Origin of the sequence: Neorhizobium fuzhouense, from assembly GCF_042611105.1 — a bacterium.
Classification (GTDB): Bacteria; Pseudomonadota; Alphaproteobacteria; order Rhizobiales; family Rhizobiaceae; genus Neorhizobium; species Neorhizobium galegae_A.
Genome location: NZ_JBHFFP010000002.1, coordinates 134,926 through 161,025 on the forward strand (window position 1 = coordinate 134,926; position 26,100 = coordinate 161,025).

A 26,100-nucleotide genomic window follows, 5' to 3' on the forward strand; every position below is an offset into this window, starting at 1 on the left:
CATGCTCTGTAACGCTTGGTACGGGAGCCGGTCGTGGTTGTCCATATCGATGAGTGACACGTTTACAGGATGTCCTGCGCGCCCAGCAACTGCGCGCAGGAAACGGGCGACTGACAGCGTCACTCCGCCGCCAGCAACGGCTTTTCCTGCGCATTGGCCGCCCCTTTGTGCGCCCGCTCCAGTTCCTCGTGCAGGCGCTCTTCCTCATGGGCATGGGGCTTTGCGAAGCGGGCAATCAGCAGGTACGCGACCGGCGTCACATAGAGCGTCACAAGCGTTGCAAGCCCGAGCCCGCCGACGATGACCCAGCCGAGCGCCACGCGCGCTTCGGCACCGGCGCCGGATGCCAGAACCAGCGGCACGCCGCCGAGAATGGTCGCGATCATCGTCATCATCACGGGGCGAAGGCGCAAGCGGCAGGCTTCCTCGATCGCCTGGCGCACAGCGATCCCCTGATCCCGCAGCTGGTTGGCAAACTCCACGATGAGAATGCCGTTCTTCGCCATGACGCCGACCAGAAGCACGAGGCCGATCTGGCTATAGACGTTGAGCGACGATCCGGTGAGGACCAGCGCAAAAACGGCGCAGGCAAGCCCGAGCGGCACCGTCGTCATGATGATCAGCGCCGACAGCACGCTTTCGAACTGGGCAGCCAGCACCAGAAAGATGATGGCAATGGCGAAGCCGAAGGTGATAGCCATGCCGTTGGCGTTTTCGCCGAGCGTCTTTGCCTCCGCCAAGGGCATCAGGCGAGAGCCTTTGGGCAGGAGGGGCTGGGCAAGCGTCGTCACCTCCTGGAGGGCCGCGCCGAGTGAGACGCCATCGCCAAGGCTTGCCGAGAGCGATACGGAAGCAAGCTGCTGCTCGCGGTTGAGGCGCGGCGAAACGGCACCTTCCTTCAGGCTGGCAATGGTCGACATCGGAACGACCTTGCCGTCTCCGGTGCGCAGGAACACGTTTTCCAGATCGGTCGGATCGTTGATCGGCTGCATGGAGGACACGAGCTTCACCGGCAGCGCCTCGCCATCAACGAAGACGTCAACGATGGAGCGGCCTTCCAGCAGCGCCTGCATGGAGGTGGAAAGCCCGGTAATATCGATCCCGAGATCGGATGCCCGTTCACGGTCGATGGACACGGAAAGCTGCGCCTGGGTGGGCTCGTTGTCGAGGCGCGGGGTGACGAAGGAGGAGCTTTTCTCCATGGCCTGCACCAGCTGGATGGCCGCCGCCGTCAGGCTTTGATGATCGGCACCGACCAGCGCCACCTGCAGCCCGCTGCCGGCGCCACGAATGCGCAGGCTGTTCGACTGGATCGCAAAGCCGCGCAACGCCGGCACGCGGGCGGCCGCTGCGGTAATGTCGCTCGCGATCTCGTCCTGGCTGCGGCTGCGCTCCTCCCAGGGCGCCAGCGTGATCACCATGAAACCGGTATTGGACGAGCCGCCCATGCCGGAAATGGAATAGAGGTTGCGGATATCGCCCTGATCGATCAGCGGCTTCAGGTTTTCCTCCACCCGCTGCAACTGGTCCTGCGTATATTCCAGGCTGACGCCCTGCGGCGCCGTCGCCCGCAGCATGATCATGGAGCGGTCTTCGCGCGGCGTAAGTTCGCTGGTCACAAGACCGAAGGCGACATAGGCCGCGCCCATGATGACGACGCAGACGGCGATCACCACCACCGGCGCATTGAAAGAGAACTGCAACGTGCGGGCATAGGTTGCCGCAAAGAGATTGCCGAAACCGGAGAGGAGGCCCTTCGGCTCCACCATCGGTTTTGTCAGCATGCGCGAGGCGAGCATCGGGCAGAGTGTGAGGGCCGTGATCGAGGAGAGACCGACAGCAAGCGCCAGCACGAAGCCGAACTCGCGGAACAGGCCGCCCAGCTGACCCGGCAGGAAGGACAGCGGAATGAAGACGGCGGCCAGCGTGGCGGTCGTTGCCAGAACGGCGAAGAACACTTCCTGGGTGCCGAGAATGGCTGCGGCACGCGGCCCGAGCCCCTGCGCCCGGCGCCGCACGATGTTTTCCAGCACAACGATCGCATCGTCCACCACAAGGCCGGTGGCGAGCACGATGGCAAGCAGCGTCAGGATGTTGATGGAAAAGCCGACGAGATAGATCGCCGCAAGCGTGCCGATCAGCGCGACCGGCATGGTCAGCGCCGGGATGAGCGTCGCCCGCCAGTCGCGCAGGAAGAGATAGAGCACGGCAACCACGATAAGGGCCGAAAGTCCGAGTGCCAGTTCCACTTCGTGCAGCGCGCCGCGAATGAAGGTTGCATCGTCGGAGGTAATGACGATTCGCGTGCCCGCGGGCATCGCCGCTTGCAGGTCGGCCACCGCTGCGGCCACGCCGGTCGAGATGTTCAGCGTATTGGACTGGGCCTGACGGATGATGCCGAGGCCGACGCCCTGCACGCCATTGGAGCGCAGCGTCGTCGTGCCGTCATCCGGGCCGAGCGTGACGCCTGCCACATCGCGCAGGCGGATATTGTCCTTGATCAGAACATTTTCGAAATCGGCCGGCGTCGACAGATTGGCCGTCGCGCGCACGACGATATCCTGCGTGCGGCTGGTCAGCGATCCGGCCGGCACGTCGAGCGCGGCACTGGCCAGCGCATTGGAGACATCGGCAACCGTCAGCCCGCGGCTGGCAAGGGCTGCCTGGTTGATATCGACGCGAAAGATCTTTTCCTGGTCGCCGTAGAGCTCGACATCGGCGACACCTTCGACGGCAGCCAGCCGGTCGCTGATCTCGTTGTCCACGAGAAGCGTCAGGTCTTCCATGGAGAGCGTGGACGAGGTGACGGCAAGGCGCATGATCGGCTGCGAATCGGAATCGGCCTTCACGATGCGCGGATCGTCGGCGCTTTCCGGAAGCTGGCCGGCAACGCGGCCGATCGCATCGCGCACGTCGTTGGCCGCGACCGCCAGATCCACCGTATCGGAAAACTCCATCGTCACGCGGCTTGCGCCGAACTGCGATTCCGACGACAGCGCCTTCAACCCGGACACGCGCGCCACCGCCCCTTCGATCACCTGGGTCAGTTCCTGGTCGACGGTCTGCGGCGAGGCGCCGTCATAGGTGGTGCGCACGGTAATCACCGGCTGGTCGACATCGGGCAGTTCGCGCACCTCGACGCCGACAAGCGCGGCAAGGCCGGCCACCACGATCAGCGTGTTGATCACGGCGGCCAGAATGGGCCGTCTGACGAAAAGGGCAGTGAACGTCGATTTGGCGTTCTCGATCTTCAAGTCGGAATTCTCGCTCATTGACGCGCCACCTCTTCAGGCTTTTCGCCGACGCTTTCCATGCGCACCGGCTGGCCTTCGCGCACGCGCTGCAGGCCTTCCACGACGATCCGGTCATCCGGCTTCAGATCGGCCTTGACGAGGACCGTATCGGCGTTGCGCTGAATGATGCCGACGCGCACCTTGAAGGCCTTGTTGTCGGCGATCTTCCAGACATAGGCGCCTTCGGCATCCCACTGCACGGACAGCGGATCGACGGCAGGAAATGTCTCGCCCTCGAAGCGCATGGACACTGCAAAAGACATGCCGGCCCGCAAAACGTCGGACCGGTTGTCGATGCGGGCGCGCACGCGGATCGTGCGGCTTGCGGCATCGACCCGGTTGTCGATGCTTTCGACCTTGCCGGCAAAGCTTTCGCCCGGACGGCTGATCGAACTTGCCTCGACCGCCATTCCCGGTCCAATGGCGGTGACGAACCGTTCCGGTGCCCAGAAGTCCACGAGAATTTCAGAGCGATCGTCCAGCGTGACGATGCTGGTCTGGGTGGTGACGTTGTCGCCAAGGTTGATGGCGACGATGCCCGCAATACCGTCGATCGGGGCGAGGATAGCCCGGCGGCGCAGGTTGAATTCGGCTGTGCTGACGGCAAGCTTTGCCGCTTCCTCGGCAATCTGCGCGTCGAGAACATCGAGCCGGGCAACCGATTGCAGGTTGCGATAGGAGCTGGATTTTTCCACGGCGCTGCGCAACGCGACACGCGCCTTTTCGAGTTCGATCTTCTGTTCCTCGTCATCGAGACGCGCCAGCACATCGCCCTTCTTCACCGGCTTGCCGGAGGAAACCAGGATCTCGTTGATCGTACCTGCCGTCTGCGGCATGACGACGACGGACTGGATAGCCATGCCGCTGCCGATGGCGTTCAGGCGATCGTTGACCTTGTCGACGACAACCGGCCGGGTCACGACCAGGGTTGCCCTCTGCCCGCCCTGTCCGCGGCCGCCCTGCCCTGCCGCAGCGCCCGCCCCGCGCGCCGGCTGCGCGCCAGCGCCTGGCGTCTTTTCCGATCCGGCAACAGCCGGCTGCACGAGGGCGACGGCCTGTTGCGGCACGCCGATCCGCACAAGCGCATGGCCTGCATCGGGGCTGACGACCAGCCACAGACAGAGGCCTGCCAGCAGCAGGACAAGACTGAGGAGCAATTGCTTCCAGATGCGCATTCGGCACTCCGATGGGGGAAGACGATATATATCGAGCCAAAGTATCACGTTTAGCAAGATCTTACGCAATGCCGGATTGCCAACCTTGCCGAATTGTAACCTGACGTATCTTCACGGCAGCGTGATGACGAAGGCCGCCGCGTCTGAGGGCACCTCCTCTCCGCCGGCACCGCCGCTTTGCCTGCGCAAAACATCGGCGACTGCCCGTCTTTGCGCCGCATCTGGAATAAAAGCAGAACATGCACTATGGCCTTGTCCGGCGCAAACCACTAGATTGACCATATGACGAACAGCTTCGACGATATTCCGTTCTTTGACGAGGAACCGGATCACGCTCCCAAAAAAGGCCGCGCGCCCGGCACGGCCGGCGCCCACCCATTGGAACCGCCCTTTCCGGACACGTCTCTGACGGGAAACCGCGCGGCACGGTCTGCCGATGATGAGGGTTTTGCGCCCGGTAGTCCCTCCACGGGCGTGCCGCCCACGGGCGTGCAGGCAGCCGGTGGCCTTGGCCTTGCCGCGCGCGCCATGGCGGCGCGCGACCAGCACCGCGCGCCCGACTATCTCTCCGGCCTCAACCCGGAACAGCGCGATGCGGTGGAAAGCATGGATGGCCCTGTCCTCGTGCTGGCCGGCGCCGGCACCGGCAAGACGCGGGTTCTGACGACACGAATCGCCCATATCCTCGCCACCAATCGCGCCTATCCGAGCCAGATTCTGGCCGTCACCTTCACCAACAAGGCCGCGCGCGAGATGAAGGAGCGCATCGGCGTGCTGGTCGGCGGCGCCGTCGAGGGCATGCCGTGGCTCGGCACGTTCCACTCGATCGGCGTCAAGATCCTCCGCCGCCATGCGGAACTGGCCGGTCTCCGCTCTGATTTCTCCATTCTCGATACCGATGACGTCATCCGGCTGATCAAGCAGCTGATCCAGGCCGAAGGCCTTGACGACAAGCGCTGGCCCGCCCGCCAGTTTGCCGGCATGATCGACACCTGGAAGAACAAGGGCCTGACCCCGAAGGACATTCCCGAGGGCGATGCGCGCGCCTTTGCCAACGGCAAGGGCCGTGAGCTGTATGCCGCCTATCAACTCCGGCTGAAGACGCTGAACGCCTGCGATTTCGGCGACCTCCTGCTGCATCCGATCGACATTTTCCGCCGCAACCCGGATATCCTGCGCGAGTACCACCAGAAATTCCGCTATATTCTGGTGGACGAGTATCAGGACACCAACACGGCGCAGTATATGTGGCTGCGGCTTCTGGCCCAGCGCCCGAAGGACGTGCCGCAAAACGTCTGCTGCGTGGGTGACGACGACCAGTCGATCTATGGCTGGCGCGGCGCGGAAGTGGACAATATCCTGAGATTCGAAAAGGATTTTCTCGGCGCCAAGGTCATCCGGCTGGAGCGCAACTATCGCTCGACCGAACATATTCTGGGAGCTGCCGGCCACCTGATTGCCCATAACGAAGGGCGTCTCGGCAAGACGCTGTTCACCGAACGCACCGACCCCGATGACGACAAGGTGATCGTTCACGCCGGCTGGGATTCGGAAGAGGAAGCCCGCGCCGTCGGCGAAGAGATCGAACAGCTGCAACGCTCCGGCCATGCGCTGAACGACATGGCCATCCTCGTCCGTGCCTCTTTCCAGATGCGCGAATTCGAAGACCGGTTTGTCACGCTCGGCCTCAACTACCGCGTCATCGGCGGCCCGCGCTTTTACGAGCGGCTCGAAATCCGCGATGCCATGGCCTATTTCCGCCTCGTCTGTCAGCCGGCCGATGATCTGGCCTTCGAGCGCATCATCAATACGCCGAAGCGCGGCCTTGGCGATTCTACCGTGCGCAACCTGCATGATTATGCCCGCGCCCGCGACATACCCATGCTGTCTGCCGCAGCCGACATGATCGAGACGGATGAGCTGAAACCGAAGCCCCGCAAGGCGCTGTTCGATGTGGTTCAGAGCTTTGCCCGCTGGAGCGAGCGGCTGGAAGATACGCCGCATATCGAGCTTGCCGAACAGATCCTTGAAGAGTCGGGCTATACCGACATGTGGAAGAACGACAAATCCGCCGAAGCGCCCGGCCGTCTCGACAACCTGAAGGAACTCATCCGTTCGATGGAAGCGTTCGAGAGCATGCGCGGATTTCTCGAGCATGTCTCGCTGGTCATGGATGTCGAGCAGAACGAAAACCTCGATGCCGTCTCCATCATGACCCTGCATTCGGCCAAGGGACTGGAATTCGAAACCGTGTTCCTGCCCGGCTGGGAAGAAGGCCTGTTTCCGCACCAGCGCTCGCTGGACGAAGGTGGCCGCTCGGGGCTGGAGGAGGAACGGCGGCTGGCCTATGTTGGCATCACCCGCGCCAAGCGCCGCTGCCACATCTGGTTCGTCTCCAACCGGCGGATCCATGGACTCTGGCAATCCACCGTGCATTCACGCTTCATAGACGAGCTGCCGGCTGCCCATGTCGACGTGGCTGCCGCCGATACCGGCTATGGGGGCTATGGCGGGCGTGGCGGTTATGGCCAGTCGCGCTTCGACAAGACCGAGCCGTTCCAGAACTCCTATTCGACGCCCGGATGGAAGCGCGCCCAGGCCAACAAGACCGACGCCACCCGCGACAACTGGGGCAGCCGCTCCGGCCACGCGGTGGAGCGCATTGGCTACGGCGAAAGCGGGCCGAAGGCGCGCACCATCGATGGCGAACTGGTGGCAAAGTCGGTGGCCGACACACCGTCGAAGTTCAAGACCGGCGACCGCGTGTTTCACATCAAGTTCGGCAACGGGCATGTGGCCGCGATCGAAGGCAACAAGCTGACGATCGATTTCGACCGCGCGGGCCAGAAGCGGGTGCTGGATGGCTTCGTGGAGAAGGTGTGACGCCATTTCCTTTATCAAGCCGACAACCCACCTGATCCCGTTCCGCAACGACAGGAGCCCCGCATGACCCTTGCCGCGCGCGATCTTGAAGCCCTCAGCCTCTGGCGTCGCCATCTCCATGCGATGCCGGAGGTGTCCGGCGAGGAACATGGGACGGCGGCGGAAGTGGTACGGTTTCTTGCGCAGACATCCCCGGATGAGATCGTCACCGGTCTTGGTGGCACCGGCGTTGCGGCCGTGTTCAACGGGGAAAAGCCCGGGCCGACCGTGATGTTTCGCGCCGAGCTGGATGGACTGCCGATCGCCGAATTGTCGCATGATCTGCCCTATCGGTCGCGGATCGACGGCAAGGGACATATGTGCGGCCATGACGGGCACATGGCAACGCTTGCCGGTCTGGCGTTTGCCCTCGCTGAGAGGCGTCCCGCCACAGGCCGGGTCATTCTTCTCTTTCAGCCGGCCGAAGAAACCGGGGCCGGCGCCGCTGACGTGCTGGCGGACGAGGCATTCAAGCGCCTGGCGCCCGATTATACGTTTTCGCTGCACAACATGCCAGGCATTCCTTTCGGCCTGAGCTGGATCAAGCCGGGTGCGGCCAACTGCGCCTCCTGCGGGCTGAAAATCCGCCTGACGGGCAAGACCGCCCACGCCTCCATGCCCGAAACCGGTGTCTCGCCGGCCAAGGCGATTGCCTCCCTCATTCCGGCGCTGACGGATCTGCGGCGCGGCACGATCCAGGGCGGGGATCTGGTGCTTGCCACCGTCACCCATGTCGCGCTCGGCGAACCGGCCTTCGGCATTGCGCCCGGCGAGGCCGAGCTTTGGGTGACGCTGCGCACGGTGAACGACGACCAGATGGCGGCGTTGCAAGAGCGTGCCGAAGCCCTTGGCCGGGGTGCCGCGGCTGAAGGCGGTCTTGCCGTCACCTTCAGCTATCACGAGGCGTTCCGCCATTGCATGAACGATGCAAAGGCCGTCGACATCATCCGGCGCGCGCTCGATGGCGAAGGCCTGCCGCACGTCGAGGGCGAAACCTTGCGGGCCTCAGAGGATTTTGGGCGGTTCGCGGATGTGTCGACCTCCGCCATGTTCTTCCTCGGCGCCGGTGAGAACCACCCCGCCCTGCACAATCCGACCTATGATTTTCCCGATCAGCTGATCCCGATCGGTGCCCGCATCTTCAAGCGGATTGCCGACGATCTTCTTGGCTGAGTGCCGCTTGGACCCATCATCATCCCACGAAAATGCCGCAGGCCCTGTCAGGACTGCGGCATCTTTTTATTCAACAAACGGCGTTGAGGATCAGCCGTCGTTCTTCAGGTAGTCCACCAGCGTACGGCGTCCGTCATTGCCGCTGGCAACGGGCGTGGCAGCGCCGCCGCCCGAGCGCGGATTGATCTTGCGCAGGGCCGTTGCCGGAATGCTGCCGGTGTGGCGTTCGACGATGATCATGTGGGTGATATCGCCGCGCTGAAAAGCCTTGAGGAAGCGGTTGTAATCGGCAAAGGCCACGCAGCCGTGGGAATCGCCGCGGGTGCGCAGCAGGTAGCTGTGGGCGAGAAGGCCGGTACGTCCAAGCGGCGCCACGCCATCGGTCGGCGTCAGGCGAATGGCGGCAACGCCGTGGAACAGCGTTTCACGCATCGAGAGCTTGTAGGTGCCCGGCGGGGTGGGGCCGCGCATCTTCACATGGGTGAATTTCGGATTGTCGCGCATTTCGCCAATGCCCGAATGGGCTTCCAGCGTCTCGCCGTTCGGCATGTGCACGACGCCGTTGGTGATATCGTAGATGGCAATCTTGGCAGCACCGCGATCCGGCCACGGAACCGCAGGCGCAACGCTCTTCATCGGGTTTTCCGGGCGGGCGAAGGCGAGCGCCTTCGGCGCTTCTTCCTCTTCCTCTTCCTCGGCGACCGCAGGCACCGGCGCGCGCTGCGGCTTTGCGACCGTGCGCTCGGCAGACGGCGCGATGGCAAGCGCCAGCGCATTGGCCGGCGGACGACGCACCGGAAGCGGCCCCGCCATCGGCAGGCCATCGTCCTCGTCAGGCCCGATCGCCTGGGCAACGGCAAGCTCTGCCGGGCTCTGCAGATCGGCCACTTCCACCTCGCCGCCCTCGACATTGCCGGCCGGGACGGCGTCCCAGGCGGTTTCAGTCTTCGGTGCGACAAGCACGGTATTTTCCAGCGCCGAGGCAAGAGCCGTCTTCACGGCATCCTCATTCGGACGCTTGTCGGCAAGGCTTGCGAATTTTTTCTGGTCTTCGGCCGCCGCCAGTGCAACCGAAAGGCTGTCCTTGACGTTGTCGGCCTGAGCCCGTGCGGCGGCGAGATGCGCAAAACCTGCGTCCTCCAGCCGCGCAGCCTTCGGCGTTGCGCCGGAGGAGATGCGGGAAAATTTCGAGACGCGAATCACCCGCGCGTCGGCGGTAGGAGTCACCAGCGGCTTCAGGTCGAGCGATGCGCGCATCTGATAGCTGAAATCGGCAGGCTGGATGCTCGCCATGCTGTGGACGGTCGCGAGCGCCCCGATCATCCAGGCGCCCACCGCCAGGCCGGTTCCCACCAGCATCGTGTAGGTCAGGAAACCGCGCGAGGCGGGCGTCTTGGCTCGATATTGTGAGGTTCGTGGGACGGATCGCTCCGCCGCAAAAGCCAGTGCCATGATACGCTTCACCCTTTAACCGCTACTCGAACACGCGGCACGTAGCACCGCACACTATGGAGAGACCAACACCGGGCATTCGTGGCGCAAACCCACAGTCTCTGCCGAACAGCGATAGGATGACGACTTATGGTAACCAATGTGTTTACAAGGCCCCCTCTTCAGTACGGAGGCCATTATAAACGGATACGGCCGGAAGTTTAGCGAAAATGCGACAAAGGCGCGGCAAAGCCTCAAAAATGCCGCGCCTTCGCAATTTGCAGTAGAAATTTATGCTTTATCCATCGTTACGGCGGATGTTGAGACGTTCAAAAAAGAACCACGGACGCAGCCAGACACCGATCACATTTCCGGCAAACGCAGCAACGGCCCAGAGATAACCGTGCAAACTGCCCGACGCGATCCCCGAAAAATAGGCGCCGATGTTGCAGCCGTAGGCGATTCGCGCGCCGTAACCGAGCAGCAGCCCGCCGACGACCGCAGCAAGGACAGAGCGCAGCGGAATATCGAGCGACGGGGCAAACTTGCCGGCCAGAGACGCCGCGAGCATGGCGCCTGCAATGATGCCGAAATCCATGACCGAGGTGACATCGGCAAAGACGCTTGCGGCAAGCGCCTTGGCATTGGCCGGCGTCTGCCAGTAGGCCCAATGGGCCACATCAATGCCGATCAGCTGCGCGCCCTTGGCGCCCCAGAGGGCAAAGGCCGAGGTGATGCCCCAGGGACGGCCGGCAAGGGCAAGCGTTGCGAAGTTGAGGGCGACCAGCGCCACGGCACCGGCAACCAGCGGCCAGGGACCGCGCAGATAGCGCTGCAGACCTTGACGGTCACTTTCCGGCTCCTGTTCCAGCGCGCCGCGCCGGCGCCGTTCCACCACGACGGTCAGCGCCGCAATCGCACCAAAGATTAGCAGCGACACGGCAATGCCGCCGAGCGCTCCGAAGCTCTGGAAGAGGGCTGTCGGCGGCAGCGCCGGCAGGCTTGCCCACCAGTTGAAATGCAGCGTGCCAAGCAGCGAGCCGACGATGAAGAAGAACAACGTCACCAGCATGCGCGCATTGCCCCCGCCTGCGGTAAACAGCGTTCCCGAGGCGCAACCGCCGCCGAGCTGCATGCCGATGCCGAACAGGAAGGCGCCGGCCAGAACACCGACCCCGGCCGGCGAGATATTTCCGCGCACGTCATGACCGAACAGCGTGCCGCCGGACAGGACGGGGAAAAACAGAATGACGGCGAGCGCCAGGAGCAGCATCTGGACGCGCAGGCCCCGTCCCCGCCCCTCGGCAATGAACACGCGCCAGGCGGAGGTGAAGCCGAAGGCGGCATGATAGAGCGAGATGCCGAGAGCACCGCCGATCAGGAACAGAGCACCTTGGACCGGGCCATAGGTGACGCCGAGCGCCAGCGTTCCGGCCACCAGAACGACAAGGGCGGCAAGGCCCGGCGCGCCAAGCGGCGGCAGACTCGACGCGCCGGGCGCGATCGATGAATTTGCAAAGGTCATGACAATCTCCTGAAATTATGTGCTTCAGGTAGGGCAGAACTCCCGCTGGTTCGAGGAATGACCTTCCAACTTGCGGCGAGCCGGCGGAAAGACTTTTCGCCTAGCCCCGGAGCGCTTGATCCCGCCCGCCAGGCTTGGCATCTTGGGAAATCATTATGCAGGGAGACGATCATGAAGGCGCTGCTGCTCATCGACATCCAGAACGGTTTTTGCCCGGGCGGCAACCTGCCGGTCGCAGACGGTGACCGGATCGTGCCCATCGTCAACAGGCTCATCGAGGAAGGATCCTACGATCTGGTGGCGGCCTCGCAGGACTGGCATCCGGATCATCATGGCAGCTTTGCCTCGCAGCACCCTGGAGCAAAGCCCTTCGACATGGGAACGCTGTCGGGAAAGCCGCAGGTGCTCTGGCCCGATCACTGCGTGCAAGGCACGCCGGACGCTGAATTTCATGGCGATCTCAATGTCGATGCCATCGACTACATCCAGCAGAAGGGCGAGAATCCGGCCGTCGACAGCTATTCGGCCTTTCGCGACAATGATCACGCGGCGATCACCGGACTTGCCGGCTATCTACGCGCCCAGCAGGTGAGCGAACTCGACATCTGCGGTTTGGCAACCGACTACTGCGTCAAATTTTCCGCCCTCGACGCACGCGCCATGCTGCCGGATGTGAAGGTGCGCTTCATTTCGGATGCCAGCCGCGGCATCGACGCGGCAGGCGTTGCCGCCGCCATTGCCGAAATGCGCGACGCTGGCGTCGCCATCGTGACCAGCCGCGAGATCCTCGCCGACTGACGCTTCACGGCTGTTGCGAATCGAACGTGGCCTGCGCACATCAAAGGCCGGTTTCAATCCTATGCATGATGATATCAGTATTCCTGTCTTGTCCGAAGGGCCCCAGCGCTTTACCAGCGGGGCTTATCGGGAGATCAGGCCATGAGCAGTTCATTTTTCCGCCAAGGCGCCAGAGCCGGAATGGTCGTCGGGTTTTCGACGCTGCCCTTCGGGCTGCTGTTCGGCGCGGTGGCCGTCGACGGGGGCATGACGCCCTTTGAGGCGACCATGATGAGCGGCGTCATTTTTGGCGGCGCCAGCCAGTTGGTCGGTGTCCAGATGTTCGGGACGCACGTGCCGGCGTGGCTGATCGTGCTGTCGGTGTTTGCGGTCAATTTCCGCCACATCCTTTATTCGGCGGCGCTCTCCCCGCATCTGCGCGCCTATTCGCCGCTCGCGCGCTTTTCCGCCCTGTTCTTCCTGACGGACCCGCAGTTTGCAGAAGCGTCCAAACAGGTGGACCGTAACGGAAAGGTCGAACCCTCCTGGTATTTCGGCATGGCTTTCGTGGTCTATGGGCTATGGGTTGCCAGTTCCGCCATCGGTGCCCTGTTCGGGCGTCTGGTCGGCGATCCGGCCGCTCTGGGCTTCGACGTGCTTTTGCCGGTCTATTTTCTCGGCCTCGTCCTCGGCTTTCGCCGCCGCCCGCTGTTTTCCATCGTGGTGCCGATCAGCGCCACTGCCTCGATCCTTGCCATGCACACCGTCGGGTCGCCCTGGCATGTGAGCATCGGCGCGCTTGCCGGCGTTATCGCGGCCCTTGTCCTTCACAAACCGGCCAAGACTGCCGATGCCGGGGAAACCTCCTGATGGAACATCTGACCGATCTTCACACCGCACTGGTCATCCTTGCCGCGGGGCTTGCAACCTATCTGACCCGGATCGGCGGACATCTGCTGGTCAGTGCGATGACACGCATCCCGCCGCGGCTGGAAACCGCGCTCAATGCGGTTCCGGCGGCCGTGCTGACCACGCTGGTGGCGCCCGCCTTTTTTGATGGCGGCATCGAGGTGAAGATTGCCATGATCGTGGCGCTGCTGGTCGGCCTTCGCCATCCCGGCCTGCCGCTGTTGGTGGCCGGCTGGGGCGCAGCCCTGCTGCTGCGCCACCTTTTCCTGTCCTGACGACCTCAGAGCGGCTGGGTGGCCTGTTCCAGCCAGGCGAGCACCTCCCGATCGGAGATCAGCGGCGACAGTTTTGCCCGCACCGTCTGGTGATAGGCATCGAGCCACTGGTGCTCTTCCTCGTTTAGCAGGGCCTTGACCACCAGGCGCCGGTCGATCGGGCACCAGGTCAGCGTCTCGAACCCCATCATCGGCAGATCACCGCCGGCGATGGCCTGCAGTTCGGTCACGTAGACAAGGTTTTCGATGCGGATGCCGAACGAACCGGGACGGTAATAGCCCGGCTCGTTGGAGAGAATCATGCCGGGCAGCAGCTCCTGCGTCGACAGACGCGCAATCCGCTGCGGCCCCTCATGCACGGAGAGATAGGCGCCGACGCCATGGCCCGTGCCATGGGCAAAGTCGGCCCCGGCCTTCCACAGCGCAATGCGCGCCAGCGGATCGAGGTCGCAGCCGCGCGAGCCCTTGGGGAAGCGCGCCAGCGAAATGGCAATCATCCCCTTCAGCACCAGCGTGAAGAATTTTTTCTGCTCGTCCGGCACCGCGCCGATAGCGACCGTGCGCGTGATATCCGTCGTGCCGTTGATGTACTGGGCACCCGAATCGATCAGAAAAAGTTCGCCGGGCAAAAGCATCCGGTCCGTCTCGGTCGTTACCCGGTAGTGCATGATCGCGCCGTGCTCGCCGGCGCCCGATATGGTATCGAAGGAAATGTCCTTGAGCGGGTTCTGCAGGCTTTCGCCAACGCGGGCGCGAAACGCCTCCAGCACATTCACCGCCTTGATCTCGCTCACCGTGCCGGGCTGCTGCGTGTCCAGCCAATGCAGGAAGGCCACCATGGCGGCACCGTCCTGCACATGGGCGTCCGCCGAACCGCGAAGTTCCACGGCATTCTTGATCGCGCGCGGCAGACGGGCCGGATCGGTCGCCTCGACCACCACGCCGCCGGCTTCCTCGATGACGCGGGTGAGCGCAATCGATGTGGCATCGGCATCGACATGGATCTTGGCGCCTCCCTTTGCGTGATGCGCAAGACGGTCCGCGAGTTCTGCCGGATCGAGACGACGTGCGAGACCCTCCAGATGGCGCGCCGCCTCAGGGCCGAGCTTGTGGGCGTCGATGAACAGTTCGGCCGTGCCGTCGGCAAGCAGAATGGCCCGTGCCAGCGGATGCGGCGTATGGGGCACGTCAGCGCCGCGGACATTGAAGATCCAGGCAATCGAGGAGGGATCGGCAATCAGCACCGCATGGGCGCCCTTTTCGGCAAGCCCCTGGGCGATTGCCGCAATCTTGTCTGCAGCAGGCTTGCCCGCATGCGCCTCCTGCTGCACGGCAACCGCGCCCATCGGCTCGGCCGGGCGATCCTGCCAGATCGCGTCGAGCGGGTTGTGGTCCAGCATCACGAGGCTGCCGTCGCGCCCGGCAAGGGCGGCCGTCAGACGCTTGACCTCCGCGCCGCTGTGCAGCCAAGGATCGATGCCGAGACGCAGGCCCTTCGGCGCATGGGCAGCAATCCAGCTGTGCGGCGGCTCGCCAACGAGATCGCCGGGGGTGAAGGTCGCGGCGTCCACCTGCTGCACGAGCTGCGTCGTATAGCGCCCATCGACAAAAACGATCGCCTGCGACCGCAAAATCAGCGCCATGCCGGCCGATCCGGTAAAGCCGGTCAGCCACGACAGACGCTCGGCCGAGGCCGGCACATATTCCCCCTGGTACTCATCGGCACGCGGCACCAGGAAGCCATCGATACCGAGGGCATCGAAACGCTCACGCAGCGCCTTGACGCGCGAGGGGCCAGAGGCGGGAGACGAGGTGGTGTCGAAGGACTGGAACATGGTTCAACTTTCGATAGGGGCTATTCCGTTCGGGCGCGATATGACTTGCAAATTCCCGCAGGGCCATAAAACTCAGGCGCCGTGGCGCAGATGGATCGTCACCCAGCCATTGCGCCAGATGGTACGTACATGGGCAAGGCCTGCGCCATTATAGGCGGCAATCACCTTCCACCGCTGCGAGGCCAGAATCCCCGACAGGATGACATCGCCGCCCGGTGAAAGGTGTGTTGCAAGCTGCGGCGCCATCTTGATCAGTGGCCGCGCCAGGATGTTGGCAATGATGAGGTCGAACGGGCCGTGTCGACGGAAGGCCGACGAGTGAAAACCCGGCGCGGTTTCCAGCGTGATGCCCTGAGCGATCCCGTTGAGGCGGACATTGTCCGCCGCCACCCGCACGGCAACAGGATCGATGTCGGTTGCCAGAACCGGGATAGGCGCAAGCTTTCGCACAGCGATGGCGAGGACTCCGCTTCCGGTGCCAAGATCAAGCGCATTGCGCGGCGGATGCGCGCGCATGACGCGGGCAATGGTTTCCAGACAGCCAGCCGTGGTGCCGTGATGTCCGGTGCCGAATGCCTGGCCGGCATCGATCTCGATGGCGAGATCTCCCGGGCGTGCCTTGTCGCGATCATGCGAACCATGGACGAGGAAGCGTCCGGCACGCACCGGCTTCAGGCCCTCGAGCGATTTCGCAATCCAGTCGATATCGGGCAGGACCTCGCGCTCGATCGCAAGACCCGGATAGCCCTCGCCGATGGTTTCCTCAAACCGAGCGCGAACCTCGTCCTCGTCGTCGCGCATCATGTAGACAGAGGCTTCCCAGCGGTCTGCCTTTTCGTCCACTTCCGTGGTGCCGATGGCAAAATCCTCCTCGCCGAAGCACAGCGACAGAAGGTCGAGTATGTCTTCCGATTCGCGCTCGGTGACGGTGACGTAGAGGCGGATCTCACTCAAGGTCTGGTTCTTTCTGCAGCTGGCATTCCGCGACCGACATACCCGGGCCGCTCGACACGAAGATCAGCCATGCCACAAAATCGTCGGCCCTATCAAGCAACAGCTCGGATCTTCACCAGGCGATCAACCCTTGATGAGGTTTTGCAGCTTCTTCATCGCCGTATCGGGGTTTTCACCATAGGCGATCGTGCCGGCAAAACGGCCGCCATTGTTGAGCAGAAACACCGAGGCGGTGTGATCCATGGTGTAGTCGCCGTTCGGATCCTTCTCGTCCACCGGCACCTTGCGGGCATAGACGCGGAACCCCTTGATCACCTCGGCTATCTTGGCCGGATCGCCGGAGATGCCGACCACGCGGTCGGTGACATTGGACACATAGCGGCCGAGCAGTTCCGGCGGATCGCGCTCCGGATCGACGGTGACGAAATAGGCGTTGAGCTTCGTGCCGTCCGGATCCACCTGGTGCAGCCAGCCGTTCAGCTCAAACAGCGTGGTGGGGCACACTTCCGGGCAATGGGTGAACCCGAAGAACAACGCCGTGGGCTTGTCCTGGAACGCCTTTTCGGTGATCGGCTGCCCGTTCTGGGCCACCAGCGTGAAGGGAACGCCAAACGGACCCTCCGCAATATCCTTGTTGGAGCGCGTGACTTCGAGCGTCAGCCAGCCGAGCACACCGGCCATGACGGCACAGGCAATCCATAAGGCTATTCGGATGGTCTTCATGGCGAATGCGGGCTCCCGGCGGTCAAGATATCCCACCTCCTTACCCCTTGCGAGGGTGAGCCGCAATTCACGAACAGGGTGTTGGAATAAAGCGCGCTGCATCGTCGCAGGCGAGTGCAGCAAGCCGCCTCATCGGGCACCTAGAGGCACCAGGCGGCAAAGTTCTGCGACAGTGCGAGATAGATCGCCGCACCATGCTGGATCCAGCCATAGGCGGCAAAACCGCAGGCGCCGGCCAGAAACAAGCCTGCCGCAAGCCCGAAAGGCAAATATGAAGGATAATCAGGTAACCGCATGGAAAGTTTCTAGCGCAACATTGCAGTTGGTTGAAGTTCCATTCGTCATATCAGGATTAGCGAATGTTTAACACCTGTTTGAGACAGTTTTGCTGCGTGTTGACGTGACGGCCGGTGCATGATCGCGCCTTTCAGGAGCCATATCGACGCAGCAAGCCTCCTTCTCTCTCCGCCAAAGCTTCAACAGGAACCAGCAGCACTCATGACCAGCACATACGGCAGCAGGACAATGTCGGTAAGCCAGCGCCTGATGACGCTCGGCGCCACGGCCTTTGTGGGCATGGGCGCGATCGTGGCGGTCGGCTGGTATCAGCAGGCGCGTGTCGAATCAGGCCTCAATCGGGCCGTCGTGATCAACCAGGATGTCGATCGGTTGAATGCACTGAGGGCCGACAGCCTCGAAATGATCCTGGCGGCCATGGACACCATCGTCGACAAGGACGAAGGACACGTTAAGCCCGAACGCCTGCAACTAGTTGCCGATACGGCGAAGAAACTCACCGAGGGCACAGCCGTCGTCACCCGGCTTGCCGCTGATGCCGGGCGCCCGGAGCTGGCTGCAACCTTTTCAAGCGACCTTGCAAAAGCCGTCCAGGCCATTCAGGTGGATCTGACCAAACTGGTCGAGACGCGCGGCTCGGATGAAGCCTTTGAAGCCATCGATGATGCGATCGACGCTGCCGGCGACAAGATCACCTCAACACTCAGCAACATATCGACCCTTGGAAGCGCCCTTGCGTCTGACAGCATCGACACGGTGCAAGGCATCTCCAGAAATTCGCTGTGGATCCAGTTCCTCTGCGGTCTCTTCTCCATGGCCGTGGTCGGCATCCTGCAGTTCATCCATGGCGGCGCCATTCGCCGCGGCATCCGCAACCTGAAGGACAGCATGCAGCGTATTGTCGCCGGCGACTGCCAGACCCCGGTTCCAGGGACCGGCGGCAGCGACGAGATCGCCGACATGGCCCGGGCGACGGAAATCTTCCGCCAGGCAAGCCTCGACAAGATCACGCTCGAGCAGCAGACGCAGGAAGAACGCAGCCGCACCGAAGAAGCTACGCGCGAGCGCGACGCACTGCAGAAGGCGGAGGCGGAGGCGATCAAGACGGCAACGCAGGCGCTGGCCGCCGCCCTCACCCGCCTCTCGGAAGGTGACCTCAGCATCGTCATCGATCGGCCCTTCCGCGAGGATCTGGAGCCGGTCCGCGCCGACTTCAACCGGCTGACCGAGAAGCTGCGCCTGATCATGACGGAGATTTCCGGCAGCTCCAGCTCCATCCAGGCCAATGCCCAGCAGATGCGTTCGGCCGCCGATGATCTGGCCAAGCGCACCGAACAGCAGGCGGCAGCGCTTGAGGAAACCTCGGCGGCGCTTGAGCAGATCACCCGCACGGTGCGCACGGCAACCGAACGGGCAGAAGGCGCAAGCCAGATGGTGAGCAACGCCAAGGATTATGCCGAGCGCTCCTCGCAGGTGGTCACCGATGCGATGGCCGCCATGGAGCGCATCGAAGGTGCGACCGGCGAAATCGGCAAGATCATCAACGTGGTCGAGGAAATTGCCTTCCAGACCAACCTTCTGGCGCTGAACGCCGGCGTCGAGGCCGCCCGCGCCGGTGAAGCCGGCAAGGGCTTTGCGGTCGTTGCCCAGGAAGTGCGTGAGCTTGCCGGACGGGCCTCGGGGGCGGCCAAGGATATCAAGGCGCTCGTCACCCGCTCCAGCGGCGAAGTGCAGACGGGCGTAGCCCTTGTGCGTGCGACCGGGGAAGCCCTGCACCGCATCGGCGACGATGTGCTGAAGATCAATGACGATGTCGGCGCAATCGTGACGTCGGCGCGCGAACAGTTCGTCGGCCTGTCCGAGATCAATTCCGCCATCGGCCAGATGGACCAGACCACCCAGAAGAACGCCGCCATGGTGGAGGAAACCAATGCCTCCAGCCATACGCTGGCCAGTGATGCGGAAAACCTCACCCGCCTGATGGGCCAGTTCCGCGTCGAAGGTACCGGACCCCGCGCCGTGGATACGGCAGCCATCGCCGTCCCCTCGCGTCCCTCTCCCGCCCGCAGCCTGATGAACCGGGTTGCAGGCGCCATCACCAGCAGCAGCAGGCCTTCAGCGGGTGCAACCGCCGTCGCCACCAAAGAAAAATGGGAAGAATTCTAACCATGACGAACGCTATCAAGAAGACCGGCGCCTATCTCGAGATCGTCTCCTTCCACCTGGGCGACCAGGAGTTCTGCATCGACATCATGGCCATCCGCGAAATCCGCGGCTGGGCTCCGGTGACGCCGATGCCGCACACGCCGCCTTACGTACTGGGCCTCATCAACCTGCGCGGCGCGGTTATCCCGGTCATCGACATGGCCTGCCGTCTCGGCATGAAGATGACCGAACCGTCGGAACGGGCGGCGATCATCGTGACCGACATTGCCGGCAAGCTGGTCGGCCTGCTCGTCGAGCAGGTCTCCGACATGATGACGATCAAGAGCGAAGACCTGCAGCCGGCGCCGGAAATCATTCCGGAAGCCCAGCGTGCCTTCTGCCGCGGCATCGTGGCACTGGAAAAGACCATGGTCTGCTTCCTGAACCTCGACACGGTGATTGCAGACGAGCTCGCCCAGGCCGCCTGATTTCGACGTGCCTGCTGCTGGATGAAAGACGCCGCCCCGGTCTTCGCAACCGGGGTTTTTGGCGTTAGTTCGCGGTCAGTTCGCCATTACTTCGGCTGGCCGTTGATCCAGGTGACAGACTGGTTGAACAGCGGCACGGTGGAAATCGCCATCTTGGCGGAGCCGTCGGTCAGTTCGCGCGTGTGGATGAGATAAACCAGCGTGTTGTTCTTCTTGTCGTAGATCCGGTTGACGACCATCTTCTTCCAGATCAGCGACATGCCCTGCTTGAAGACTTCCTCGCCGCCCTTGGAGAGCGAGATGTCGCCGATTTCGATCGGGCCGGTCTGGCGGCAGGCGATGGAATTGTTGGACGGATCCTCAAACCATTTGCCGTTCTTCAACCGGTCGAGCACGCCGCGATCGAAATAGGTGACGTGGCAGGTGACGCCCTTCACCTTGGGGTCGGATACCGCATCCACGATGATATCATTGCCCATCCAGTCGACGCCAACCTCGCCGACCACGTCGGCAAATGAGGGCGAGGCCGAGACCATGCCGCAAAGGGCAGCGGCGGCAAGAAAAAGACGGGCGCGCATGAACAAGATCTCCGGTGAGCGGTGGTGATCACGAGATAGGCATCGCAGGCGCGAATGCAAGACGGCAAGCGCGCCGGCCAGCCGGTTCAGCGCTTGCGCAGCGTGCAGGCCGAATAGCCACCGGCATACAGCCTGCCGATCGTCATGCCGATGCGGGCTGCAATGTCGTGCGCATGCACCGCTCCCACCGCCCGGGCCATGGCAAGCGTCGCCTCCGCACAGATCGCCGCGTCTTGTGCTGCGTTATGGTGCTGGAATGTCAGGCCAAGATGGGCAGCCAGCACGTTCAGCCGGTGCGATGTCAGGTGCGGCCAGACACTCTTTGCCATCTTGACGCTGCAGAGATAGGACAGGTCCGGATAGGACTGGCGGTAGAGATCGAGGCAGGCGCGCCAGACGCTGAAATCGAACGCCGCATTATGGGCAATCATCGTGGCGCCGGCAAAATCGTCGATGAACTCGTCCATCACCTCGGGAAACTCCCCCGCGTCCTCTACATGCTCCGGCCGGATGCCGTGGACGGCGATGTTGAAGGAGGAAAAGCGCATGTCGTGTGGGCGGATCAGCCGCTCCTCGACCCGCACCACCCGGCCATCCTCGATCCAGGCGAGACCGACCGAACAGGCGCTGCCGCGCTGTTCATTGGCGGTTTCGAAATCGATGGCAATGGTTTTCAAGGGTGATGTCCGGACTGGTTGCTATGGCCAGGGTTCTATCCGGGCAGGCTGATTCGGCAAAGCCGTCTTGACGGCAGGCAAAGCGTCTGAGACCTTGGCCGCATGATCCGTTCGTGCACCCATCTTGTGATGACCCACACCATTCGCCCCGCAGGGCGTGTGGACGGTTGGCGCATGGCCTGATCAGTTCACACATCCCTGCCGGTTTCAGGCAGGGACCCGTCACATGGCTCTGCCTCGGCTTTTCACCAAACCCGAGAGAGCATGATGCAAGACGAACCACCCGAACAACGCCCGGCCCGCTACGCCGACCTTATCATCCGCGCCGCAAAACCATCGGATGCGGACGCCATTACGACGCTCGTCAATCTGCCGGGCTTTCGGCGGGGAACGCTGCGCCTGCCCTACCAGCCGCTTGCCGAAACGGCCCGCCGCTTCAGCGATGCCAATCCCAATACGCATGGCCTCGTGGCCGAGCGGCAGGGAGAGATCATCGGTGAAATCGGCCTGATGCGCCAGGCGGGCCGACGCGCGCATGTGGGGATCATCGGTATGGGCGTTCATGATGCGCATGCCGGACGCGGTGTTGGCTCCGCCCTGATGGCCGCCGTCACCGACCTTGCCGACAACTGGCTCAACCTGCGCCGTCTGGAACTCACGGTGTTTGTCGACAACGGGCCGGCGCTGGCGCTTTACCAGAAGTTCGGCTTTGCCGTGGAAGGCACCCACCGCGATTTCGCCTTCCGCGACGGCGCCTTTGTGGATGCCCATGCGATGGCGCGGTTGAAATGACTGCGCCAGCCGCCGCCTCATCGCCTCGCCTGCGCTCGGCATGTCTCCCCTCGGGGAGAAGAGGCCGGCAGGCCGATGAGGGGGGCGCTTGCCGTGCGGAGGGAACAGAGAAAGCCCCTTACCCGCCGATCAGCGCCAGCCACTCGTCCTCGTCCATGGTCTGGACGCCAAGCTCGGTGGCCTTGGCCAGTTTCGAGCCGGCACCGGGGCCGGCGACCAGGATATCGGTCTTCTTCGATACCGAGCCGGCCACCTTGGCGCCGAGGCTTTCGGCGCGGGCCTTGGCCTCGTCGCGGGTGAACTTTTCGAGGCTGCCGGTAAAGACCACCGTCTTGCCGGCAACCGGGCTGTTGCTTGCCACCGGCTGCTCGGCATCCTGCGGGGTCACCTGCGCCAGCAGGCGGCCGATGACCTCGACATTGCGGGGCTCCTTGAAGAACTCGACAATGGCGCGCGCCATCACCTCGCCGATGCCTTCAATGTTGTTTAAATCCATCCAGGCGTCGCCGGAGAGCGTCGCGGCCTCCTTCATGGCCGCTTCGAAGGCCGCATAGCTGCCATAGGCGCGGGCCAGGAGCTTCGCCGTCGTCTCTCCCACATGACGGATGCCGAGCGCAAAGATGAAGCGGTTGAGCGCGATCTGGCGGCGCTCATCGATGGCGTCATATAGTTTGCGGACGCTGACCTTGCCGAAGCCATCGATGTTTTCGAGCTTGGTGAGGGTCGAGGCTTCCTGCCGGGCCTTCAGCGTGAAAATGTCCGGCGCGGTGCGGATCTGCAGGGCGGGATCATCGGCCTCAAAGAAGAAATCGATCTGTTTGGCCCCAAGCCCTTCGATATCAAAAGCATTGCGCGAGACGAAATGCTTCAGGTGCTCCTTGGCCTGCGCCGAGCAGGTAAAGCCGCCGGTGCAGCGCATGACCGAATCAAGCTTGCCGGTCTTCTCGTTGCGCTCACGCACCGCGTGGCTGCCACAGACCGGGCATTTCGGCTGAAGCACATATTCGCGGGCGTCGTCGGGCCGCTTTTCCAGCACCACATCCAGCACCTGCGGAATGACATCCCCGGCGCGCTGCACGATGACCGTATCACCGATGCGGATATCATGGCCTTCGGGGCGAATGCGCTCGCCGGAATTGCCGATGCCCTTGATGTAATCCTCATTGTGCAGCGTGGCGTTGGTGACCACAACGCCCCCGACGGTGATCGGCGTCAGGCGTGCCACGGGTGTCAGCGCGCCGGTTCGTCCGACCTGGATGTCGATGGCTTCCACCGTGGTAAAGGCCTGTTCGGCGGGGAACTTGTGGGCGGTTGCCCAGCGCGGCGAACGGGAGCGGAAACCGAGGCGTTCCTGAAGCTGAAGCTCGTCCACCTTGTAGACGACGCCATCGATGTCGTAGTCGAGATCCGGCCGCTGAAGGCCGATCTCGTTGTAATGCGCAAGGATCTCGGCAACCGAGGTCAGCCGCTTCATCAGCGGATTGATCGGAAAGCCCCAGTCGTGAAAGGTTTCGACCATGCCCATCTGGGTCGTTGCCGGCATTGCCGACATTTCACCCCAGGCATAGGCAAAAAAGCGCAGCTTGCGGCTTGCCGTCACTTTCGCGTCGAGCTGGCGAAGCGAGCCTGCTGCCGTGTTGCGTGGGTTGACATAGGTCGGCTTGCCGTCCGCCTCCATCTGGGCGTTCAGAGCCAGGAAGTCGCTCTTGGCCATATAGACCTCGCCACGCACTTCCACCACATCCGGCACGCCCGCCGGCAATTGCTGGGGAATTTCGGCAATGGTGCGGATATTCGCCGTGACGTTTTCGCCCGTCGTGCCATCGCCGCGCGTGGCTGCACTCACCATGCGCCCGTTTTCATAGCGGATCGACATGGAGAGCCCGTCGATCTTCGGCTCGGCGGTGAAGGCAATGGAATTGTCCGGCAGCCGGCCGAGGAAGCGATAGACGGAACCGATGAAATCGCTGACATCCTCATCGGAAAACGTGTTGTCGAGCGACAGCATGGGGCGGGCGTGGGTGACCTGCGAGAAGGTCGGCAGCGGAGCCGCTCCCACCCGAAGGCTTGGACTGTCGGAGCGAACCAGCTGCGGGAAGCGCTTTTCGATCGCGTCATTACGGCGCTTGAGGGCGTCGTAATCGGCGTCGGAAATCTCCGGCGCATCGCCTCCATGATAGGCAAGATCATGGCGGGCGATGTCGGCCGAAAGTTGCGCAAGCTCGGCTGCCGCCTGATCCTCGTTCAACGTCTCGACGGGGCTTTGTTCAACGGGCATGCGCTACTCTCCAACACAGCAAGGCCTTGGCGATCAGATCCTCGCCGGACGTCTTTTTACGCTAAAGCAAGGCCTCGCAAAACGGCAAAGCATGCCGATCCACTGTCCGATGCCGATTGTTTCGACGCCACGCGATTTTCCGGCTGTGCCTGGAACGGGCACCCAAAAAACTCAGACACTGCCCGACAGCAGACGGGCGGCGGCGGCGCGGGCCTCGTCGGTAACCGAGGCGCCCGACAGCATGCGGGCGATTTCCTCGGCGCGGTGTTCCGGCGCCATGGTGGCGACGCGGGTCGCGATCTTGTCGGACCCGTCGCTTGCCGGCCCCTTGGAGATGAGAAGATGGGTTGCCGCACGCGCCGCCACCTGCGGCGCATGGGTGACGGACAGCACCTGCACGGTTGCCGAAAGCCGCTTCAACCGCTGGCCGATGGCATCGGCGACCGCGCCGCCGACGCCGGTGTCGATCTCGTCAAACACAAGTGTGGGCGCCGATCCCCGATCGGCCAGCGCCACCTTCAGCGCCAGCAGGAAGCGCGACAGTTCGCCGCCGGAGGCCACCTTCATGATCGGGCCGGGGCGCGTGCCGGGATTGGTCTGCACGTGGAATTCGACCGTGTCGATGCCGTCTGCCGTGGCAGCATCCGGATCGGCGGTGACATTCACCATGAAGCGCGCCCTCTCCAGTTTCAGGGCCGGCAGTTCCGCCATGACCGCCGCCGCCAGCGCATCCGCACCGTTGTGGCGCTTTTCAGAGAGCGCACGCGCGGCATGGTCGAACTCTGCCTTGGCAGATGCTGCCGCCTTTTCGAGCTGGCCCAGGCGCTCCTCGCCGGCATCGAGTTCGGCAAGGTCTGCCACCATCTTTTCGGCAAGCGCCGGAAGATCCGTGACGGGTACCGCATATTTGCGGCTGGCGGCGCGCAGCGCAAACAGCCGTTCCTCCACTCGCTCCAGCTCGCGCGGATCAAATTCGGTGCGGCGCAGCGCCGCTTCCGCCTCCATCTGCGCGTTGGAAAGATTGTCAAGGGCTGCATCGAGAAGCTGCACGGTGTCTTCCAAGAGACCCGGCGCCTCATGGCTCTTGCGCTCCAGCCGGCGCACCAGCGAGGCAATCAGCGGCACGGGCGAGCCATTGCCGTTCAGGAAGTCGCAGGCCTCGGAAATATCTCCGGCGATGCGTTCGGATTTCTGCATGCGGGAGCGCTGCTCGGCCAGTTCCTCTTCCTCGCCGTCGCGGGGGCTCAAGACTTCCAGCTCCTCGACGGAGGCCCTCAGGAAATCCGCCTCGCGGGCCGCCGCCTCGACACGGGCGCGGTGGGTCTTCAAGGCCCGGTCGGCATCGCGCCACTGCCTGTAGAGGGAAGCAACCGTCGCCACCTCGTCAGTGAGGCCGGTAAAGGCATCGAGCAGGGCGCGATGCGCATCGGTATCGACAAGCGCACGATCGTCATGCTGTCCGTGGATCTCGACCAGCAGCTGACCCGCCTGGCGCATCAGCTGGACGCTCACCGGCTGGTCGTTAATGAGGGCCTTGGTGCGCCCGTCGGCCGACTGCGTGCGGCGAAAAATCAGGTCGCCGTCATCGTCCAGGCCGTTTTCGCGCAGCATCAGGCGGGCCGGATGATCGGCTGCGACATCGAAGACGGCAGTCACCTGGCCGCGGTCGAGACCGTGGCGCACAAGCCCGCCATCGCCGCGCCCGCCAAGCGCCAGCGAGAGACTGTCCAGCAGGATGGATTTCCCCGCCCCCGTTTCGCCCGTCAGAACCGAGAGGCCGCTTTCGAACGAAAGGTCCAGCCGCTCGATCAGAACGATATCGCGGATCGACAACTGGATCAGCATGATGTCCC

20 protein-coding genes are annotated in these 26,100 nt (G+C 63.4%); 8 read left to right on the plus strand and 12 right to left on the minus strand.

Annotation, left to right across the window (positions count from 1 at the left end):
- Positions 1-119 precede the first annotated feature (119 nt).
- Both ACEXP3_RS04490 and ACEXP3_RS04495 read right to left on the minus strand, forming a co-directional pair.
- Positions 120-3,272 (minus strand): efflux RND transporter permease subunit, encoded by a 3,153-nt coding sequence (locus ACEXP3_RS04490; protein ID WP_377296199.1) that lies wholly within the window; start codon positions 3,270-3,272, stop codon positions 120-122.
- Positions 3,269-4,468: an efflux RND transporter periplasmic adaptor subunit gene (locus ACEXP3_RS04495; RefSeq protein WP_377296200.1), complete on the minus strand. Its 1,200-nt coding sequence runs from the start codon at positions 4,466-4,468 to the stop codon at positions 3,269-3,271. Before ACEXP3_RS04495 ends, ACEXP3_RS04490 begins: the two co-directional genes overlap by 4 nt.
- A 282-nt stretch (positions 4,469-4,750) precedes the next feature.
- On the opposite strand from ACEXP3_RS04495, the gene ACEXP3_RS04500 reads away from it, so the two are divergent.
- Together ACEXP3_RS04500 and ACEXP3_RS04505 are read left to right on the plus strand one after the other, a co-directional pair.
- A complete protein-coding gene (locus ACEXP3_RS04500; protein ID WP_377296201.1) occupies positions 4,751-7,351 on the plus strand; it encodes an ATP-dependent helicase in 2,601 nt (866 codons plus the stop codon).
- Between the two features lie 63 nt (positions 7,352-7,414).
- On the plus strand, positions 7,415-8,563 hold the full coding sequence (locus ACEXP3_RS04505; RefSeq protein WP_377296202.1) for an amidohydrolase: 1,149 nt from the start codon (positions 7,415-7,417) through the stop codon (positions 8,561-8,563).
- A gap of 90 nt (positions 8,564-8,653) precedes the next feature.
- On the opposite strand, the gene ACEXP3_RS04510 is transcribed toward ACEXP3_RS04505, so the two are convergent.
- Entirely contained in the window at positions 8,654-10,015 is a 1,362-nt protein-coding gene (locus tag ACEXP3_RS04510; RefSeq protein ID WP_377296203.1) for a DUF2778 domain-containing protein, read from the minus strand.
- Positions 10,016-10,292: 277 nt separating this feature from the next.
- A complete protein-coding gene (locus ACEXP3_RS04515) occupies positions 10,293-11,519 on the minus strand; it encodes a YeeE/YedE family protein (RefSeq protein WP_377296204.1) in 1,227 nt (408 codons plus the stop codon).
- Between the two features lie 171 nt (positions 11,520-11,690).
- On the opposite strand from ACEXP3_RS04515, the gene pncA reads away from it, so the two are divergent.
- The 3 genes from pncA (at position 11,691) to ACEXP3_RS04530 (ending at position 13,480) form a co-directional block, all read left to right on the plus strand.
- Positions 11,691-12,317 carry a bifunctional nicotinamidase/pyrazinamidase gene (pncA, locus tag ACEXP3_RS04520; RefSeq protein ID WP_377296205.1) on the plus strand — a complete coding sequence of 209 codons (627 nt, stop codon included), beginning with the start codon at positions 11,691-11,693 and terminating at the stop codon, positions 12,315-12,317.
- Between the two features lie 141 nt (positions 12,318-12,458).
- Positions 12,459-13,166 (plus strand): AzlC family ABC transporter permease, encoded by a 708-nt coding sequence (locus tag ACEXP3_RS04525; protein ID WP_377296206.1) that lies wholly within the window; start codon positions 12,459-12,461, stop codon positions 13,164-13,166.
- Complete coding sequence (locus ACEXP3_RS04530) at positions 13,166-13,480, plus strand: AzlD family protein (protein WP_377296207.1); 315 nt, start codon at positions 13,166-13,168, stop codon at positions 13,478-13,480. The genes ACEXP3_RS04525 and ACEXP3_RS04530 overlap by 1 nt, the downstream gene beginning before the upstream one ends.
- Positions 13,481-13,485: 5 nt before the next feature.
- On the opposite strand, the gene ACEXP3_RS04535 is transcribed toward ACEXP3_RS04530, so the two are convergent.
- The 4 genes from ACEXP3_RS04535 to ACEXP3_RS04550 all read right to left on the minus strand — a co-directional run bounded on the left by ACEXP3_RS04535 (position 13,486) and on the right by ACEXP3_RS04550 (position 17,288).
- Positions 13,486-15,315: an aminopeptidase P family protein gene (locus ACEXP3_RS04535; protein ID WP_377296208.1), complete on the minus strand. Its 1,830-nt coding sequence runs from the start codon at positions 15,313-15,315 to the stop codon at positions 13,486-13,488.
- Between the two features lie 72 nt (positions 15,316-15,387).
- Positions 15,388-16,269, minus strand: a complete 882-nt coding sequence (locus ACEXP3_RS04540; protein ID WP_377296209.1) for a 50S ribosomal protein L11 methyltransferase — start codon at positions 16,267-16,269, stop codon at positions 15,388-15,390.
- Between the two features lie 123 nt (positions 16,270-16,392).
- A complete protein-coding gene (locus ACEXP3_RS04545; RefSeq protein WP_377296210.1) occupies positions 16,393-16,992 on the minus strand; it encodes an SCO family protein in 600 nt (199 codons plus the stop codon).
- Between the two features lie 140 nt (positions 16,993-17,132).
- Positions 17,133-17,288 carry a hypothetical protein gene (locus tag ACEXP3_RS04550; RefSeq protein WP_210104601.1) on the minus strand — a complete coding sequence of 52 codons (156 nt, stop codon included), beginning with the start codon at positions 17,286-17,288 and terminating at the stop codon, positions 17,133-17,135.
- A gap of 202 nt (positions 17,289-17,490) precedes the next feature.
- Here ACEXP3_RS04550 and ACEXP3_RS04555 point away from each other — a divergent pair, with 202 nt between their 5' ends.
- Both ACEXP3_RS04555 and ACEXP3_RS04560 read left to right on the plus strand, forming a co-directional pair.
- Positions 17,491-19,455: a HAMP domain-containing methyl-accepting chemotaxis protein gene (locus ACEXP3_RS04555; RefSeq protein WP_377296211.1), complete on the plus strand. Its 1,965-nt coding sequence runs from the start codon at positions 17,491-17,493 to the stop codon at positions 19,453-19,455.
- A gap of 2 nt (positions 19,456-19,457) precedes the next feature.
- Entirely contained in the window at positions 19,458-19,922 is a 465-nt protein-coding gene (locus ACEXP3_RS04560; protein WP_210104599.1) for a chemotaxis protein CheW, read from the plus strand.
- 86 nt (positions 19,923-20,008) lie between these two features.
- Here ACEXP3_RS04560 and ACEXP3_RS04565 read toward each other — a convergent pair whose 3' ends face one another.
- Both ACEXP3_RS04565 and ACEXP3_RS04570 read right to left on the minus strand, forming a co-directional pair.
- Positions 20,009-20,500 carry a CreA family protein gene (locus ACEXP3_RS04565; RefSeq protein ID WP_210104598.1) on the minus strand — a complete coding sequence of 164 codons (492 nt, stop codon included), beginning with the start codon at positions 20,498-20,500 and terminating at the stop codon, positions 20,009-20,011.
- An 86-nt stretch (positions 20,501-20,586) separates the two neighbouring features.
- Positions 20,587-21,177 carry a 3'-5' exonuclease gene (locus ACEXP3_RS04570; protein ID WP_377296212.1) on the minus strand — a complete coding sequence of 197 codons (591 nt, stop codon included), beginning with the start codon at positions 21,175-21,177 and terminating at the stop codon, positions 20,587-20,589.
- Positions 21,178-21,444: 267 nt separating this feature from the next.
- On the opposite strand from ACEXP3_RS04570, the gene ACEXP3_RS04575 reads away from it, so the two are divergent.
- Positions 21,445-21,969, plus strand: a complete 525-nt coding sequence (locus ACEXP3_RS04575; RefSeq protein WP_377296213.1) for a GNAT family N-acetyltransferase — start codon at positions 21,445-21,447, stop codon at positions 21,967-21,969.
- Between the two features lie 118 nt (positions 21,970-22,087).
- Here the strand turns inward: ACEXP3_RS04575 and ligA are convergent, their stop codons facing one another.
- Together ligA and recN are read right to left on the minus strand one after the other, a co-directional pair.
- Entirely contained in the window at positions 22,088-24,247 is a 2,160-nt protein-coding gene (gene ligA, locus ACEXP3_RS04580; protein ID WP_377296214.1) for an NAD-dependent DNA ligase LigA, read from the minus strand.
- Positions 24,248-24,418: 171 nt separating this feature from the next.
- Positions 24,419-26,092 (minus strand): DNA repair protein RecN, encoded by a 1,674-nt coding sequence (gene recN / locus ACEXP3_RS04585; RefSeq protein ID WP_377296215.1) that lies wholly within the window; start codon positions 26,090-26,092, stop codon positions 24,419-24,421.
- Between the last annotated feature and the right edge of the window lie 8 nt (positions 26,093-26,100).